Source organism: Aureimonas sp. N4, from assembly GCF_001463925.1.
Lineage (GTDB): Bacteria > Pseudomonadota > Alphaproteobacteria > Rhizobiales > Rhizobiaceae > Aureimonas > Aureimonas ureilytica_A.
The window spans coordinates 69,174-85,965 of sequence record NZ_BBWS01000032.1; the positions used below are offsets into that span (position 1 = coordinate 69,174).

General features: G+C 66.8%; 17 protein-coding genes and 1 pseudogene. 11 read left to right on the top strand and 7 right to left on the bottom strand.

Translation table 11 applies throughout. The features are described 5' to 3' along the window. Positions 1–91: 91 nt before the first annotated feature. Together AUL28_RS10475 and ppk2 are read left to right on the top strand one after the other, a co-directional pair. Positions 92–988 carry an AraC family transcriptional regulator gene (locus AUL28_RS10475; RefSeq protein WP_062232187.1) on the top strand — a complete coding sequence of 299 codons (897 nt, stop codon included), beginning with the start codon at positions 92–94 and terminating at the stop codon, positions 986–988. A 99-nt stretch (positions 989–1,087) separates the two neighbouring features. Further along, a complete protein-coding gene (ppk2, locus tag AUL28_RS10480; protein WP_058599044.1) occupies positions 1,088–2,029 on the top strand; it encodes a polyphosphate kinase 2 in 942 nt (313 codons plus the stop codon). A gap of 9 nt (positions 2,030–2,038) precedes the next feature. Here ppk2 and AUL28_RS10485 read toward each other — a convergent pair whose 3' ends face one another. The 3 genes and pseudogenes from AUL28_RS10485 to AUL28_RS23765 form a co-directional block, all read right to left on the bottom strand. Then, positions 2,039–2,833 (bottom strand): endonuclease III domain-containing protein, encoded by a 795-nt coding sequence (locus tag AUL28_RS10485; RefSeq protein ID WP_244493484.1) that lies wholly within the window; start codon positions 2,831–2,833, stop codon positions 2,039–2,041. A 65-nt stretch (positions 2,834–2,898) separates the two neighbouring features. Beyond that, positions 2,899–3,795 carry a methylated-DNA--[protein]-cysteine S-methyltransferase gene (locus tag AUL28_RS10490; RefSeq protein WP_062232189.1) on the bottom strand — a complete coding sequence of 299 codons (897 nt, stop codon included), beginning with the start codon at positions 3,793–3,795 and terminating at the stop codon, positions 2,899–2,901. A gap of 122 nt (positions 3,796–3,917) precedes the next feature. Continuing rightward, positions 3,918–4,556 (bottom strand): annotated as a pseudogene (locus AUL28_RS23765) (chloride channel protein); the annotation flags it as partial. A gap of 358 nt (positions 4,557–4,914) precedes the next feature. Between AUL28_RS23765 and AUL28_RS23155 the strand changes: the two are divergent. Both AUL28_RS23155 and AUL28_RS10515 read left to right on the top strand, forming a co-directional pair. After that, positions 4,915–5,175: a MarR family winged helix-turn-helix transcriptional regulator gene (locus tag AUL28_RS23155; protein WP_202814882.1), complete on the top strand. Its 261-nt coding sequence runs from the start codon at positions 4,915–4,917 to the stop codon at positions 5,173–5,175. A gap of 414 nt (positions 5,176–5,589) precedes the next feature. Further along, positions 5,590–5,964, top strand: a complete 375-nt coding sequence (locus AUL28_RS10515) for a response regulator (RefSeq protein ID WP_058635826.1) — start codon at positions 5,590–5,592, stop codon at positions 5,962–5,964. Positions 5,965–6,101: 137 nt separating this feature from the next. Here the strand turns inward: AUL28_RS10515 and AUL28_RS10520 are convergent, their stop codons facing one another. Both AUL28_RS10520 and AUL28_RS22620 read right to left on the bottom strand, forming a co-directional pair. Further along, positions 6,102–6,578 carry a MarR family winged helix-turn-helix transcriptional regulator gene (locus AUL28_RS10520; RefSeq protein WP_062232197.1) on the bottom strand — a complete coding sequence of 159 codons (477 nt, stop codon included), beginning with the start codon at positions 6,576–6,578 and terminating at the stop codon, positions 6,102–6,104. 106 nt (positions 6,579–6,684) lie between these two features. Beyond that, positions 6,685–6,996 carry a hypothetical protein gene (locus tag AUL28_RS22620; RefSeq protein ID WP_156419957.1) on the bottom strand — a complete coding sequence of 104 codons (312 nt, stop codon included), beginning with the start codon at positions 6,994–6,996 and terminating at the stop codon, positions 6,685–6,687. 456 nt (positions 6,997–7,452) lie between these two features. On the opposite strand from AUL28_RS22620, the gene AUL28_RS10525 reads away from it, so the two are divergent. From AUL28_RS10525 to AUL28_RS10555, 7 genes are all read left to right on the top strand, one after another. Beyond that, positions 7,453–7,710, top strand: a complete 258-nt coding sequence (locus tag AUL28_RS10525; protein ID WP_062232199.1) for a hypothetical protein — start codon at positions 7,453–7,455, stop codon at positions 7,708–7,710. Positions 7,711–8,057: 347 nt separating this feature from the next. Continuing rightward, a complete protein-coding gene (locus AUL28_RS10530) occupies positions 8,058–9,146 on the top strand; it encodes a helix-turn-helix domain-containing protein (protein WP_062232201.1) in 1,089 nt (362 codons plus the stop codon). A gap of 415 nt (positions 9,147–9,561) precedes the next feature. After that, on the top strand, positions 9,562–10,989 hold the full coding sequence (locus AUL28_RS10535; protein WP_062232203.1) for an exopolysaccharide biosynthesis polyprenyl glycosylphosphotransferase: 1,428 nt from the start codon (positions 9,562–9,564) through the stop codon (positions 10,987–10,989). A gap of 6 nt (positions 10,990–10,995) precedes the next feature. After that, on the top strand, positions 10,996–11,790 hold the full coding sequence (locus AUL28_RS10540; RefSeq protein WP_062232205.1) for a WecB/TagA/CpsF family glycosyltransferase: 795 nt from the start codon (positions 10,996–10,998) through the stop codon (positions 11,788–11,790). A gap of 58 nt (positions 11,791–11,848) precedes the next feature. Continuing rightward, on the top strand, positions 11,849–12,715 hold the full coding sequence (locus AUL28_RS10545; protein ID WP_062232207.1) for a hypothetical protein: 867 nt from the start codon (positions 11,849–11,851) through the stop codon (positions 12,713–12,715). Next, on the top strand, positions 12,712–13,665 hold the full coding sequence (locus AUL28_RS10550; protein ID WP_062232209.1) for a glycosyltransferase family 2 protein: 954 nt from the start codon (positions 12,712–12,714) through the stop codon (positions 13,663–13,665). Before AUL28_RS10545 ends, AUL28_RS10550 begins: the two co-directional genes overlap by 4 nt. A gap of 5 nt (positions 13,666–13,670) precedes the next feature. Beyond that, the gene (locus AUL28_RS10555; RefSeq protein WP_062232211.1) at positions 13,671–15,146 is read left to right on the top strand and encodes a lipopolysaccharide biosynthesis protein; all 1,476 of its coding nucleotides are present in this window, start codon (positions 13,671–13,673) and stop codon (positions 15,144–15,146) included. Positions 15,147–15,162: 16 nt separating this feature from the next. On the opposite strand, the gene AUL28_RS10560 is transcribed toward AUL28_RS10555, so the two are convergent. Together AUL28_RS10560 and AUL28_RS10565 are read right to left on the bottom strand one after the other, a co-directional pair. Beyond that, on the bottom strand, positions 15,163–16,107 hold the full coding sequence (locus AUL28_RS10560; RefSeq protein ID WP_062232213.1) for a glycosyltransferase: 945 nt from the start codon (positions 16,105–16,107) through the stop codon (positions 15,163–15,165). Then, positions 16,097–16,792: glycosyltransferase (locus tag AUL28_RS10565; RefSeq protein ID WP_210168747.1), on the bottom strand; the 696-nt coding region annotated here is incomplete at its 5' end. The genes AUL28_RS10565 and AUL28_RS10560, both read right to left, overlap by 11 nt.

Sequence of the window (16,792 nt, forward strand, 5' to 3'; positions counted from 1 at the left end):
CTCCGGCCGATCCTCTCAGCCTCTTGCTCGATCCTCTCAAAGCCGCTCGGGGGCGATGGCGTTTAGCGGCCTCGCGCGTACACTCGCGGGCATGACCGACCTTGCCGATCTCGCCCCGCTTCTCGAACGCCAGTTTCTGCGCCATGGGCGCGAAACGTCGATCAAAGGCCTGCTTCTCAACCGTGCGGAGGGCCCGAGCGGCATCATCCGCTCGGTCTACGGCCCCTCCTTCTGCCTCGTCGTGCAGGGGGCCAAGCTTTCGACGCTCGGCCCCGACACCTATCGCTACCGCGCGGGCGAATGCCTGATCGCCTCGGTGGACGTTCCGGTCTCGGCGCGGATCGTGGCGGCGAGCCCGGCCAAGCCCTATCTCGCTCTGAGCTTCGCGCTTCCGCCGGAGGACGTGACCGCACTGGTCGCCGAGGCCGAGATCGCGCCCGCGCCGGCCGCGCCCTTCGCGGCGCTGGCGGCGGGCCGGGCGGACCCGTCCCTGTGCGATCCGATCCGACGGCTTCTGGAATGCCTCGACCATCCGCGCGACAGATCGGTTCTCGTGCCGCTGATCCGGCGCGAGCTCGTCTGGCGCCTGCTCCATAGCCCGCTCGGCGCGGCGCTCGCCCAGATGGGTGCGCGCGACAGCCACGGCGCGCGGGTCGGCCGGGCCTGCGCCCATATCCGCGCGCATTATGCGCAGAGCCTTCGGGTTCAGGATCTCGCCCGGCTGGCCGGCACGAGCGTTCCCAGCTTCCACCGGCATTTCAAGGCGGTGACGACCATGACGCCGGTCCAGTTTCAGAAGCTCGTGCGCCTTCAGGAGGCGCGTCGGCGGCTGATGAGCGCGGAGGAGGTCGCGAGCGTCGGCTATGCCATCGGCTACGAGAGTCCCTCGCAGTTCAGCCGCGACTATCGCCGCCTGTTCGGCAATCCGCCGGGGCGCGACGGCGCGGCCATCCGCGCGCGCTTCGCGCCGGAGCCCGCGCTTCCCTGAGCCTCTTGCCGGCTACCGATTTTACCCGCCAAATAGCTGTCATCGAATTGCGGCATGGTGCGTCCGCAGCGAAAAGCCCAGACGAAAGCGACCGGCCGCATGAGCAACGAAGACAGGACTCTCGACGGTTTCGCCGCGCGCAACGGCGCGGACGATTGGCTGCGTGCCGAAATCGAGGATGTGCTGGACGAAGATTTCGAACTGGAACTCTCGCCGCCGTCTCTCAGCGACGAACTCACCAAGATCTACAAGAAGTCCCACCCGAACGCGCTCGACCGTCTCGTGTATTTCCGCGAGCTGCTGCGTCTTCAGTCCGAGTTGATCAAGCTCCAGAACTGGGTCGCCCATCATAAGGAAAAGGTCGTCGTCCTGTTCGAAGGGCGCGACGCGGCTGGCAAGGGCGGCGTCATCAAGCGCATTTCGCAGCGGCTCAACCCGCGCATCGTGCGCGTCGTCGCGCTGCCCGCGCCGAGCGACCGCGAAAAGACGCAATGGTATTTCCAGCGCTATGTGCCGCATCTGCCGGCGGGCGGCGAGATCGTCCTGTTCGATCGCTCCTGGTACAATCGGGCGGGCGTCGAGCGCGTCATGGGCTTTGCCAAGCCCAACGAGGTCGAGCAGTTCTTCCATGACGTGCCGGAATTCGAGCGGATGCTGGCGCGCTCGGGCATCCGTCTCGTCAAATACTGGTTCTCGATCACCGACGAAGAGCAGCAGATGCGCTTCATGATGCGCGTCCACGATCCGCTCAAGCAGTGGAAGCTCTCGCCGATGGACCTTCAGTCCCGCGTGCGCTGGGAGCAATATACCAAGGCCAAGGAAGAAATGTTCGCGCGCACGAGCATTCCCGAAGCGCCCTGGTACATCGTGGAAGGCAACGACAAGAAGCGCGCCCGCCTCAACTGCATCAACCACCTCCTCAGCCTGATCCCCTATGAGGGCGTGCCCTACGACGAGATCACCCTGCCCGAGCGCGTGTTCAACCCCGAATACGAGCGCCAGACCCTGCCGAGCGAGCTTTACGTGCCGCAGCGCTTTTGACGCTGCGCCTCATGCGGAGGGCGGGGGCACAGCCCCGCCCGTCGCGGAGAACGCGCGGCAGAGATCGTTCAGGAAGCAGCTTTCGCAGCGCGGGCGGCGCGAGAGGCAGACGCTCTTGCCGAACTGGATCAACCAGAAATGGCCGTCGCGGCGCGCCCAGTCCGGCACGTCGCGCTCCAGCGCGGCGGCCGTCTTGTCGGCGGTGCGCTCCTGCGTGATGCCGGTGCGGTTGCAGACGCGGAAAACATGCGTATCGACGGCGATCACGTCCTCGTCGAAGGTGAAGCTCATGACGATGTCGGCACATTTGCGCCCGATGCCGGGCAGGCCCATGAGCCCTTCGCGCGTTTGCGGCACCACGCGATCATGCTCCTCGATCAAGGCATGGCAAAGCCGGCGGATGCTGCGGGCCTTCATGTTGTAGAGGCCGCAGGGCTTGATGGCCGCCGCGATCTCGGCCTCGCTCAGACGAAGCATGTCGTCCGGCGTCCGGGCGAGTTGGAACAGCGCGGTCACGGCGGCGGCCGTGTTCACATCCCGGCTCTGCGCCGAAAGAAGACAGGACACGACGGACCGGAACGGGTCGGGCTGATCCTTCGGCCCCTTGGCGGTCGGCGTGCGACCGGGCATGTGCGCGGCGAGGCGACGAAACGCCTCCTCGCGCTCGGCTGCGTCCATGGGCGCGCGCAGTTCGCGAGTCTTCGATACGGCGCGCTGCGACTTGCCCTTCGGCGCGGAGGATGTCCGCGCGTCGCCGCGCGCTTTCGGCACGTCTGCCCGTGTGTCGCCCGCCGCCTTGCCCATCGCATCGCTCCCTTCGCCTGGCAGAAGGGACGTTTGGTCAGCCAATGAGTTCCCCGCTGCGGCGATCAGTCGGGGTGGCGCAGGCCGAACTCCCAGCCCAGCATGGCGCGCTTGCGCGTCAGCCCCCAATGGTAGCCCGTCAGCGCGCCCGACTTGCCGACCACGCGGTGGCACGGCACCACGAAGGACAGGGGATTGCGCCCGACAGCCGCGCCCACCGCGCGCGAGGCCTGCGGCGCGCCGATGTCCCGCGCGACGCTGGAATAGGTGTCGGCGCATCCCAGCGGAATGTCGAGAAGGCGCTGCCAGACACGCACTTCGAAATCCGTACCGATCAAGACGATGCGCAGCGGCTGGTCGCCCCGCCAGCGCGCCGGCGAGAAGACCCGCGCGACATGATCGGCCGCGCCCGCATCGTCCCGCTCGGCCTGCGCCTTCGGCCAGCGGCCGAGCATATCGGCCAGCGCGTGCGCGTCTCCGCCCCGCTCCTCGTCGCTGAAGGCGAGCCCGGCCAGTCCGCGCTCGGTCCAGACGGCCAGCGTGCGCCCGAACGGCCCGTCGGCAAAGCCGTAGCGCAGCGCCAGTCCTTCGCCCTTGGCCTTGTGCGCGCCCGGGCTCATGGCCTCATGCTTGACGAACAGATCGTGCAGCCGCGACGGCCCGCTGAGCCCGACCTCGATCGCGGCGTCCAGAAGCGGAAGCCCTTCGGCCAGAAGCCGACGCGCATGATCCAGCGTGACCGCCTGAAGAAAGGCCTTGGGGCTGAGCCCCGCCCAGCGCCGCAGGGCGGCCTCCAACTCGGCCTCCGGCGCGCCCACACCCTCGGCCACTTCGCACAGGCTCGGCTGCGAGCGATATTCCTGCGATATGAACTCGATCGTGCGCCGTACGAGCGCATAATCGCCGGGAGGCGGAACCTCCTCGAAGGCGGGACGCGGCGCGATTGGCGCATGGAGGGTCATGGGTCGGGCTCCTTTCGAGGCCGCAGCATGGCCCGCCCCGCCCCGCGAGACCACCCGTTTTTCCCAGGTATCGACCCATCGCAGCGTCTGCTGCACAGGGACCGATCGCGCTTCGGATCGACAAGCACGGCCTGAAACGCCATGGAGCCGGTCAGCAACGCCTGGATATTGTCGTAGCCCGCTCCCAGAACGCGGGGATCGATCAGCGCGCCGAGGCCGACCACCAGCCCGCCTAGGGCCGGCCATCACATCCAATGGAGCGGCAGATGGTGGAAGCCATCCTCGATCCGATACAGCGCGGAGGAAAGACGCGAGGCGAAAAGGCCCGTCGCAAGGCCGAGCGCGGCAACGCCCGCCAGCATCGCGGCATCGCCCGCAAGGGGCGCGGTGAGCACGAACATCGGCCCCGCACCGATCCATGCAGGCCGCCAGGCGATGGCCGTCAAGGCGGCGACCGTGACGGGCACGAAGCTGCGCGGCTTCCACTCGAAAAGCAGCACCTCGACCGCCAGGAGCATGGCCGCGACGGGCGTGCCGAAGATCGCCGTCATGCCCGCCGCCGCGCCGGCGACGAGCAGCGTCTTGCGCTACGCGCCGCTGAGATGAAAGCATTGGGCAAAGAGCGAGCCGATCGAGACGGCCGAGGACAGGGGCTTGAGCACTGCGACCTTGGGCGACATCCGGCTTTGGCCGAACAGAATGGCCTCGATGGCTTCGGGAATGCCGTGCCCGCGAATCTTGTCCGACCCGAAACGCGCCATGAGGCCGATGATCAGACTGCCCGCGACCGGCACCAGCACCGTGGCAAGGCCACCCATCGCCGGCACGATGCCCTGCACGGCAAAGGACCATTCGCCCTACCAGGCGAGATGGGTGGCGAGCGCGATGAGCTTCGGGAGCAGCCATGCGGCACCCGCGCCGCCCGTCCCGACGACGAGCGCCATCAGGGAGAGAGCGAACATTCGCCAGTCGGCGCTGTGATCGGCCAGTCGGGGCGACGCGACCGGGCCGGAAGGAGCGTTGGGGGATGAGAAGCGGAGCGGGGCGAAGGGGGTCATAGGCGGCCAATTATCGCACTACGATATTTCTCAAGAATGCGATCGGTGGCATGGAGCGAGCTTGAGTGATCCGATCGACGACGAGGACTATTGCGCGCTGGCGCTGTTCCGCCGGCAGTTGCGAAGCTTCCTGAGTTTCAGCGAAGGAGCCGCCGCAGAGGCAGGACTGACGGCGCAGCAGCATCAGGCGCTTCTCGCCATTCGCGCCGCCGCCGAACGCTCGCTGCCGGTCGGGGAGCTGGCGGATCAGCTTCATCTTCGCCCGCACAGCGCCACGGGGCTGGTGGATCGACTGGCGCGGCTGGGGCTGGTGGAACGCTAGGATGGAGATAGCGACCGACGCAGCGTTCGTGTCGCGCTCACCCAGGATGGGCTGGACAAGATCGAGACACTGTCCGCCGCTCATCGCCACGAACTGCTGCGCCTTCGCCCTCTGCGGATCGAAATGCTGGGCAAGCTTTAGAAGCGGGGACAGGCCCCTTGCGGGTTGGCGCGCGGGCGCTTTGCGCCAGGGGGCGTCGTTGCCGAGGCTTGGCCTTGCGCTGCATCGCCCCCCCTTGGGCGAAGCGAAGACGGGCGATCGCCCCCTGCCCTGCGGTCCGGATTCAAGGCGGGCGACCGATCGGATCGGTGCTGGATGGATGCGACGACCGGCTCGAATTTTCGCTAGGAGGCACACGAACGAGCCCCTCGCCCTCCGTTGACAGGGGGGAGGCTACGGTCGCAAGCTCAAGGCATGTTTGCTTCGAATACCGTCGAATTGTCTGGGCGCCGTGTGCTGATCGTCGAAGACGAGTATCATGCCGCCGAGGAATTGAGCGCGACCATCCGAGCCTCCAATGGAATCGTGGTCGGCCCCGTTCCGACCGTGGACGCAGCGCTGGCGCTGGTGGAGCGAGGCGAGATGGTGGACGCCGCCATTCTCGACATCAATCTCGGGGGCGAGAAGGTCTTTCCCGTGGCCGAGGCCCTGAAGGCCATCGGCATCCCGATCATCTTCGTCACGGGCTACGACGATTGGATGATTCCGCAGGAATACGAGGACACGCCGGTGCTGCGCAAACCGGCCGAAGCCGACAATGTGGTCCAGCTGCTGTTCAGCCGGATTTGATGCTTCGAAGCCTTTCTAAAAGTCGGATCGGATCGGATGGGTCCGGTCTTTTCCGTCCCGCTTACTGATCAATCCGGCTTTGCCGCCGGCCTCGACGGCGTCTGGCCGTTCAGGAAAAAGACGCCCGCCCCTTCTCGCTATCGCAGGCGGGACAGACGGGTCATCAGCACGTCTTCCACCTGGCGCAGAGCCGCCGACATGTCCGACACCATGTCGGACGGCAATTGGCGCATCAGGTCGGCGTTCACCTCGCCCCAGACGCGACGCACATGGAGGCGAATCCGCTCGCCCTCCGGCGTGAGACGCACGAAGGTACGGCGCAAGTCGACATCGTCGGCCTCGCGCTGGCACCAGCCCCGGCGCTCCAGAATGTCCAGCATTTTGGAGACCGTCGATGGCCGTACGGACAGGTGGTTGGCCACCATGCAGATGCTTCGCTGCTCGCGCGGGTCGAGCGCGTCGAGAAGCTGATCCTGCCCGGCCATAACGCCGGTTTCCGCCAGCTTCAGCGAGACGAGTTGCCGGGTCGACTTGGACAGGGCGATCAAAGGCTGAAGCAGATCGACGCCGGCAACATCATTGTCGGGAATGGTATTCCTCTTGGACTCTGCCATATCAATTGCCATCGATTCTGGGTCTTGACCGAAATATTCCGCAATCACCGCACAGCTGTCGACTGCATTGGGACGATATTCGAAATCATTGCAGTCACACGAAAATTTAACTCACGCCTTCGTGAGTTCGACTGTCGTGACGATAGCCGCTCTGATCCGAGCGGAGCGTGCGCGCCGAGCCGGCTTTCAGGAGCCGAACATGCGCCAAAGCGGGCTGCAAAACCGTTCCGGTTGCTGTTGCCGCATGTTTCCAAGCGTTGGCGACCAGATGGGTTCCATCACAATAGGACAGGATCTCATGCGACGGACGACTGGTGACCTCTAGTTTCGAAGCGCCGAGCGGCAGCGAGATCACTCCTTGCGCGCCGTCGCGGCCAAGCGAGCCGGTATGGTCGGTGATGCATACCCGTGGAGCCACGCGCGTTCGATCGGGTCGCGGCCATAGTCTTCGTCCTCGGGCGTCGACTCGGGCCTCGGGCTGTCGGCCGCCCGCTTTCGACCCACGCGACGTCGGGATGATCCAGAACCGCGTCAGCGCGCTCCCGCAGTGAAACTGCGTCCTGCGCCCCGGCGCAGGCGTTCGCGGGTGGATCGGACTGCGCAGAAAGATCGGCCCCTCGCCATAGCGCGGCCTTGCGGCTTGCATGTGCCGGATGGCGCGTCGGTTCAGCCCCGGCCGAGGCGTCGGGCTTCATTTCGACGGTCGAACACGATCCCGCCGCCCCGGCTGCAGCGCCTTTGGACCGGCCAAACGAATCGCGCCATTTGGCTGCCGCTGCTTGGCCATTCGGAACGAGGTTCCTCCCGCGTCGTTCGAGCGACAGGGCAATCCACGGCCCCATCTTCCCAGCGCGAAGGATCGGAAAGGAACGACATGGACCTCACACCCGACGAAGAACAGTTTCTGCGCGCCATGCGGGCCATCACGATCAACGAGCGGGGCGAGCAGGTTTTCGTGGGCCTCTCGGCCGATGAAAGCGGGGAGTTCCTCCGGCTGACGCGCCGCAACGAGAGCGGTGAGGATTTGAGCCACGACCCGCGCTTCACCGGCTTGCGGGACCGGCACGAGGAGGCGCGCCAAAAGATCGTTGATGGCAAGGCTCCGCTCGATGGTCCGTTTCACGCGAAGTAACAAGCCGATCGACCTCATCCATCTCGCGGGCGGCTCTCGACAGATTGCACGCGAGGGGCGAAACATGATCTCAGACGAATGGTCGGGGGCCCCTGCGAGCGGAGAATGGTAGAGAGATTTTCGTTCGACGACAGGAAGCGAAGCGCCGTCGGTGCGAGGGCGCATCGTCGGGCATTCGCGACAGTCCTTGCGGCCGGGCGAGCCGCGCGGATCGCATCGGGCGAGCGAAGAAAATCCGATCGGCCGACCCAGCGAGGATTCGCTCCGGCTCTGGAGAGTGCAACAGGCTTGCCCGACGGGTCGGTTCGCCGATCGGGTTGTCGGGCAACGGGTGGGTCAGGCAGGGGATGTCGGAGAACAAGACCGCTCTGGCAATGAACCACGCTTTGCCGGCGCTTCGCATCAGCAGCCGGGGGCTCCCCGCGCAGGAGGCGTTGCATCTGTGGAGCGGGGCCATCGCGCAATTGCGAGCCGAACTGACCGTCGACGCGTGCGATGACATCTTTGTCGACGTCTCCGCCTGGCTGATCGGTTCGTCCATTCTTTGCACGAACCATGTCTCGCCCGCCTGCTTGTCGCGGGCCGCAGAGCAGTTGATCCCTGGTCCTCACGGCCATGTCAGCCTGTTCCATATCGTGAGCGGCGAATGGGAGGGCGAGATCGGCGGCCAGCCCGTCTCGCTCGGTGCGGGCGATTTGTTCTGCCTCGAATCGTCGCAAGGCTTTCGCCTGTCCCATTCGTGGAGCCGGTTTGTCGTCCTCGTGGTCCCGCGCGAAGCGCTGTCGAGCCTCATGAGCCGGATCCCGCCGCTGCATGGAGAGCGATTGACCTCCCCGAGCGCGCATGTTCTGGCGGCGCATCTGAGCGCTCTGTCTCGCCACGCGCCTTCGCTCGGGCAGGACGAAGCGGCGAGCATGGGGCGCGGCACGCTCGCCCTCGTTTCCGCCGCCCTGCGCGAGATCGAGGACCGGCACTTGCCGGAGCGTGAGCGCGAGCCCATGACCCCGACGCTGCGCATCCGCGTGGAGCGGCATATCGAGCAGAACCTGTCCTCGAACGCGCTGACGCCGGAGGCGATCGCGCGCGATCTGCACATCCCCCGCTCCTCGCTGTATCGCGCCTTCGCGCCGCTCGGCGGCATTTCCAGCTATATCCAGACGCGCCGGCTGGACACGGCCTGCGCACTCCTGCGCCATCCAGAAGAACACCGCAGCATGGGGGAACTGGCCGAAGCGCTCGGCTTCGACAGCACGGCCTCCTTCAGCAAGGCGTTCCGGCGCCGCTTCGGCTGTTCCCCGCGCGAGGCCCGCAGCAAGGGCCTGCCGACGCTGGGCAACACGCGCACGATGTTCGAGGCCTGGCTTCAGCTTCAGCCCGCCATCCTGCCGCCGCCGCGCGATGGTGCGTCGAGCGCCCTTCCGCCGGCCGAGGGCTGAGGCGGACGGCGCGTCGGGCATCATGCACCCGACACACCCGCGCGGCCTGGCCAACCTTGCCGCTGCGTTGTTGCAGGCGCGCTGGAGCTGATCTCATCCGCAGAAAAAGCTCGCGCCCATGCACCACCGTGAAACCCCAGGATACGGGGCAACAGGTGCCTTGCGCCTTTGCCTGGCGACCGAGCCGGCCGCGCAAGGGCGTTCGCGCCCATTTTCCAAGAATTCTTTGTTTTATATAGTATAGAGGACTCAAATCCGTGCGCACTATTTTGCATAGAATCGAGATATTGTCTTCACCCATCTCTGCATGACACCCTATCCAAGATCATCATAAGACAATCCATTGTGCTCCCGTATTTTAATAGTCTCTTAACGAAGTGCGGATTGCCGGCTTCGTGGACGATGCGGGGGAAGCATGTCGACGGATCAATGGGTCGGAAACGATGTGTCGCAAGGGCACGCCCGCCTGGAGGGGATTCTCCGTTTCGAGCGGTTGAGCCACGGCTTCGCCCTTTGCGAAACGCTGGCGGTCTCGCTGGTCGCTGTGGCGACGGCCGATCTCTACTGGTCCTACGCGCTGGAATGGCACCCGGACCGCTCCGTGACCATGGCGGTCGGCGCGGCGCTGGGGCTTGGCGTCGCCGGCCTCTCGCTGCTGCGCGGCAGCTATGAGCGCGCGATCGAACCGGGGCCGGGCTTTCTCTGGTCGGGTCTGGTGACGACGCTGCGGATCTTCACCGCGCTTCTGGCCGTCCTCTTCGTCACGCGGTTCGACGAGGGCTATTCGCGAGGAACCTTCTTCTCGCAATTCGTCACGAGCGGGCTCGTGGTTCTCACCCTGCGCAGCGTCTTCCAGCGCCTTCTGCGCGAGCGCCTCGCCAAGGGGCGGGTCGAGCGCCAGCGCCTGATGATCGTGGGCGACGCCCAGCTCGATCCCCAGCTTCAGGCGCGCCTGTCGGCGCGGGGCTGCCATGTCGTGGCCCGCCTGTCGTTGGCGGACACGGCGCGCGCCGACGAGGCCGAAACGCTGCGCGCCATCGTAAACACCTGCCGCGAGAGCGGCGTCGAGCGTGTTCTCGTCCACACCTCGGCCGAGCTGGGCGATCTGGTGGACCGGCTCCTGCACGATCTCAGCGAAACGCCGGTGACGGTGGAAGTTCTGCCGCACCGCAACAGCCCGCTCTGGAGGGCCAAGGGCGACGGGCTGGCCGGTTTGCCGGCGGCCGTCGTGCGCAACCGCCCCCTGTCGCGGCTGCAACTGCTACTCAAGCGCGTGTTCGACTTCGCGGTTGCGCTGGGCGCGCTGATCTTCCTCGCCCCGCTTCTTCTGGCCATTGCGGCGGCGATCCGCCTGGATTCCAAGGGTCCCGTCTTCTTCCGCCAGACGCGGCATGGCTACGGCAACCAGCCGATCCGCGTCTTCAAGTTCCGCTCCATGCGCGTGATAGAGGACGGCGCGGCCTTCCGTCAGGCGACCCGCAACGACCCGCGCATCACCCGCGTCGGGGCGGTTCTGCGACGCACCAATCTGGACGAGTTGCCCCAGATCCTGAACGTTCTCTTCGGCGAAATGTCGATCGTCGGCCCGCGCCCGCATCCGATCGCCCTCAACGAGACCTTCGCCAAGGAAATCAAGCTTTTCCATCGCCGCCACAACATTCGGCCTGGGATCACCGGCTGGGCGCAGATCAACGGGCACCGGGGCGAAACCGACACGCTGAAGAAGATGGCGGACCGGATCGAGCACGATCTCTGGTATGTCGATCACTGGTCCTTCCTGCTCGATCTCAAGATCATCCTGATGACCGCCTTTTCGCGGGCGGCCTATCGGAACGCGGGCTGAGCCTCGGTGCTGGACGCGACCTCTCCGACCTTTCCGCGCGAGATCGTGGAACTGGGCCTGCGTTTCCACCCGCTCACCAAGGCCGAGCTGCTGGACGAGATTTTCCGGCCGCGTCCGCCGGGCACGCAGATCGTGCTCGGCGGCGCCAATCTGCACGGGCTCTACGTCACCCATATCGATCCCGCCTATGATCGGCTTCTGGCGCGGCCCGACACACTGGTGATCCTCGACGGGATGCCTCTCGTCTGGATGCTGCGGGCGCGCGGGCACAAGGTGGAGCGGGCGCATCGCACGACTTGGGTGGACTGGCTGTCGGACAGTTTCGAGCGCGCCGCGCGGGAGGGCAAAGGCGTTTTCGTGCTCGGCCACACGCCGCAGGTTCTGGAAACCGGCCTCGCGCTCGCGCGGGCTCGCTGGCCGAGTCTTCGGATCGACGGGCATCACGGCTTCTTCGACATGACGGGAGGGTCCGCCGAACTGGAAGCGGTTCTGGCCAAGATCGCGGCGGCCGAGCCGCATTTCCTCGTGGTCGGCATGGGAATGCCGCGTCAGGAGCGCTTCGTGGACGCCTATCGCGAGCGCCTCGCGGTTCCCGTTGTCGGGCTGGGCGGGGCTGCCTTTGCCTATTTCGCCGGCTTCGAGCCGACGCCGCCGCGCTGGATGGGGCGCTGGGGGCTGGAATGGCTGCATCGCCTGGCTGCCGATCCGCGCCGCATGGCGCACCGCTATCTCCTGGAACCGCCTCTTCTGGCCGGCCATCTGGCGCGCCGCGCCTGGACGCAGCGCCCGCAAAGCCCCTGATTGCGGCCCGCGACCATACCGCCCGCCCCCCATGTTTCGAACGTGAAGTGTAACCTCCATGGCGTTGCGTAATGCGCTGCAGACGATGAAGGGCCACGCCTTCACGGCGTCGGACCCGGCGGTCCGCTGGTGGGTCGACACATGCTGGAGACAACAGAGAGCCCGGTCTTGCGCCCACGGCCTCACCCGGCCGCTCGTCGTCTCCCTCACCTCGTACCCGCCGCGCTTTGCCACGCTGGCCTACACACTCAAAAGCCTTCTGGCGCAGAGCGTCAGGGCCGATGAGACCGTTCTGTGGATCGCGCATCGCGACCATGCCGGCCTGCCGCGAGAGGTTCTGGATCTTCAGGACGATGGCCTTCGGATCGGCCTCTGCGAAGACGTGCGATCCTACAAGAAATATGCCTGGAGCTTCGCCGAGCACCCGGACGCCTATGTCGTCACCACCGATGACGATGCCTATTATTGGCCGAGCTGGCTGGCGGACTTGACCTCCGGCCTGACCGTTGCCAACGAGAGGGCCATTCCGTCCTTTCGTGCGCACGAGATCACGCTCGATGCCCATGGGGCGCCCCTGCCCTATGGCGCGTGGCGGCAGAACACGAGCGAGCGCAGGACGGCTCCGACCCTCTTTCCGACCGGGCTTGGCGGCGTAGTCTATGTGCCCTCGCTCCTGCATCCCGATGTGCTCGACGTTGAGGCCGCGCGCCGTCTGGCGCCGACCGCCGACGACATGTGGCTTTATGTGATGGCGCGCCGCGCGGGCCTTCAGTTTCGCAAGGTCGGCCCGAAGGTTCGCTTTCGGAACTGGACCGGCAGCCAGGGCAGCGCGCTGTATATCGAAAACGACGCCAGCGGCTCGGCCAACGACGCGCAGTTCGCCGCGCTGACTCGGGAATTCGGCCGCGTCTGGGAAACGGCATGACATCAGTCTCTGCGAACACCCCTCGCGTCTCCGTCGTCATTCCCGTCTTCAACGCCCGCGCCTGCCTCGAAACGGGGGTGCGGTCGGTGCTGGCGCAGACGCTGGGCGATCTCGAAATCATCCTTGTGGACGACGCCTCCACCGATGACAGCCTGTCGATCGCACGGGGGCTGGCCGGTGAGGACCCCCGCCTTCGCGTCATCGCGCTGCCCCGCAATGGCGGACCATCGGTCGCGCGCAATCGCGGCCTGAGCGAGGCTCGCGGCGAGTGGATCGCGATTCTGGATGCCGACGATCGGTTCGAGCCGACACGTCTGGAAACCCTCACGCGCTTTGCTGCCGAGCAGGGATGCGACATGGTGGCGGACGATCTGGCGATCTACGACCGGGGCTGCGATGCCGTCGTGGGAACGGCCTATCCGGAGCTGCGCGAGCCGCTTGTTCTGTCGCTGGCGGAGCTTCTGCGCCACGATCTCTCGCCCGAGCGCACGCCCTATGGTTGGCTCAAGCCCGTGTGGCGCCGCGAGTTCCTGACCCGCCACCAACTCGCCTATGCCGAAGAGCAGCGATACGCCGAGGATTTCGACCTCCTGTTCCGCTGCCTACTGGAAGGCGCGCGCTTCCAGCTGGTGCCGGAGGCGGGCTATGTCTACACGCCCCGTCACGGGCCGGTCTCCCGCAAAGCCTCGGACATGTCGCAGACCCAGCCGGATTTCGGCGCGGCGCTTGGCGCCAATCGCGCGCTTCTGGCAACCTATCGCACGCGGCTCACGCCCGTGGAGGCCGCCCTCCTCGAGCAGCGGATCGCCGGTTTCGAAGGCCGCGCCGCCTATGGCGAATTCCTTCGCCTCCTGCGCCGCAAATCCCCCTCGGCGCTGGTTCGGGCCGCGCGCCACCCGTCCGTCCTGCGGCAGGGATTTCGCGCGCTCGCGCGGCGCTGGAAGCGATAGGTCTCATGCCCAGCCCTGAGCGCAACCTGAAATCCAAGATGATGGCCGGCACGCTGTGGAGCCTCGGCGGCTCGCTCGGCCAGCAGTTGTTCGGCTTCGTCGTCTTCGCCATTCTCGCCCGCAATCTGAGCCCGGCAGAGTTCGGCACGGTGGCCATCGCCACCATTCTCATCGACTTCCTGAACATTTTCGGCCGCTCCGGGCTGACCGACGTCCTGATCTACCGCAAGGATCTCACAGCGCTCGAACTCCACACCTCGTTCTGGCTGAGCGTCGCTCTCGGTCTTCTGGCCATGGCGCTCCTGTATGTCGGTGCGGGCTCGGCCGCCGCGCTCTTCGACACGCCCGAGTTGGAGCCGATCGTCCAAATCCTGGCGCTCTCGACCTTCATCTACGCCATCGGCGTCAATCCCGAGGCGCTGATGCGCAAGGAGTTCCAGTTCGCCCTTCTGACCAAGCGCACCATGCTGGCGACCGTCTCCTCCGGCCTCGTGGCCGTCACGCTCATCGCGCTGGATTTCGGTGTCTACGCGCTGGTCTTCCAGCGGCTGACCTTCTCGATCCTGAACAGCGGCCTTTTGTGGATGTGGAACGGCTATCGCCCCGCCTTCCAGTTCTCCTTCGCGATCGCGCGCCACCAGATGGCGGCAGGGGCCTGGCTCGCCGGTTCGTCCTTCGTCAACATGGCGATCCCCAAGACCTTCGATCTCATTGTCGGCTCGGTTCTGGGCACCGCCGCACTCGGCCTCTACCGGATCGGCGCGCGCTATCTCGACCTGATCCTCGACGTGACGATCCGCCCGCTCTCCTCGGTGGCGCTGTCCTCCTTCTCGGCGCTTCAGTCGGACGCGACGGCGCGCAACCGCGCCTATCTGCGTGTTCTCCAGCTGACCTCTATCGTCATCTATCCCGCCTTCGCGGGCGCGGCGCTGATCGCCCCGGAGGCTCTTCCCGCCCTGTTCGGCCCGCAATGGACCGCCAGCATTCCGATCGCGCAGATCCTCGCCCTGTCGGCGCTGCCGCTGCCCATCACCTTTCACAACCCGACCATCCTGACCGCGCTGGGGCACGGCCGGAGCATTCTGGCCCTCAGCCTGTTCGATCTCTCCTTGAGCCTCGCGGTGGCCTTCTGCGCGGCGGGCTGGGGCGTCGGGGCAGTGGCGATCGGCTATGTCTGCCGCAACATCGCCTCCGTGCCTCTGGCGCTGCTGCTGCTCCGCCGCTCCACCGGGCTGCGCCCCGGCGAGGTGCTGCGCACGCTGCTTCCCTCGGCCGCCTGCACTCTGATCATGGTCGTGACGCTGCTGGGTCTGCGTCAGACGGCGCTGGTCGTAAGCTTCCCCGACCCGCTGCGCATCGCGGTGCTGGTCGTGGGAGGCCTGACGGCCTATGCGATCCCGGTTCTCTTGTGGCCGGGGCTCCTCGCCGATCTCCTGCGCTTCATCAGGCGACCCGCGAAAGGCGGGGCCAGCGCGCCCTGACAGGCGCGGAGCGGCGTCAAAGCCCGGCCATCGCCCCGCCGAAGCGGGCGGCCACATAGGGCGCGCGGCGCGGGTGATGCCGGAGCGCGCCCAGCGCAAGACGAACGCCCGTCCAGCGCCCGCCATTGCGAAAGGCCTGCGCGGCGCAATAGGTCATCAACGCCACCTCCGCCTCGCGCCTGAGACGCGCCAGCGGCATGTCGCCTGCGCCGGGGCGGGCGGCGGCGTCCGCATAGATGCGCTCCAGCGCGGGCCGAAAATCGGCGAAGCGGCGGTGTCCGCCCATCATCACGCTGGCCCCGTGGACGCGGTAGTCCAGAACATGGCGCGGCGTATAGAGAATCGGCCCCAGTGCCGCGAGACGGCACCAGAGATGCCAGTCCTCGCAAAGCGAAAGCGCGGGATCGAAACCGCTGCTGGCCGCAAACCCTGAACGGGACACGAGCACCACGCCGCCATTGATCAGGAAATTGCCCGACAGCAGCCGTTCGAGGATCAGACCGCTCGGCTTGGCGCGGCGTCGGCGCAGGAGATGGCGACGGCCGGTGACGCGCCCGTCCGCCGCGATGCGCTCGTAATCGCCATAGATGGCGACAGGCGGCTCACCGCCCTGGACCGCCAGCCGCAGGAGATGGTCCAGCGCGCCGGGCGCCAGCCGGTCGTCCGCATCCAGAAACAGAAGCCAGCCGGCCTCCGGCACAAGCGCGGCCCCGGCATTGCGCGCGGACGAGACGCCGCGACCGGGATTCGAGAGAAGCTGGATGCGCGGGTCGCCCAGAGCGGCGACGCGCTCGCGCGTATCGTCCGTCGACCCGTCATCGACAACGACAACACCGGCCAGACACGCGCCTTGATTGAGCACGCTCCGCACCGCCTCCTCGATGAACGCCGCGCCATTGCGCACCGCGATCACCACGGCGACGAGGGGGGAGGCCGGGGAACACGAAAGATCAGCCGCCATGGATGGTCCGATATTCCTGATAGCGCAGGCCCATCAGCCCCGCGAGCTTGCCGCCGGCCCGTGCCAGAAGCAGAAGGCCGGCCACGCGACGCTGCGGCTTCCAGGCCAGAAGCGTGGCGGAGACGAGCCCGACACCCAGCGCGCCGGCGATCTTGGAGGTCTCGCGCAGCGGCGTGAAACTCGGCGGGCGGTGCTTGAGATTGATGAGAATGTCCGTGTTGCCGCTGCGATAGGCGCGGCGCAGCATCCAGCCGAGCGTGCAGCGGCTGGCGGGATAATCCTCCCGCACCGCCGCCTCGCGCGACCAGGCAAAGCGCGCGCCGGCCAGTTGCAGCCCGATCAGGAAGTCGCGGTCCTCGCCGCCGAGCAGCGAATAGGCCGGGTCGAACCAGGGCTCGGAGCGCGCGCGAAACAGGGCCGCGTCGAACAGGATGTTGCTGGTCGCATCCACCAGATCGACCCGCCCCGTGCGCAGCGCGCCATAGGCCCCTTCCGAGGCGCGCAGGACATGGGCCGCCGGCGGGCGCTCATAGGAGCGATCCACCGGGCCGCCCACGACATCGGCGCCCTCGCGGCGCTGGACAGCGAGAAGCTGGGTCAGCCAATCCGGTTGCGGCCATTCGTCATCGTCGATCATCGCGATGTGCGACACGGCGGGGTCCCTCAGCGCGGCGCGCACCAGCAC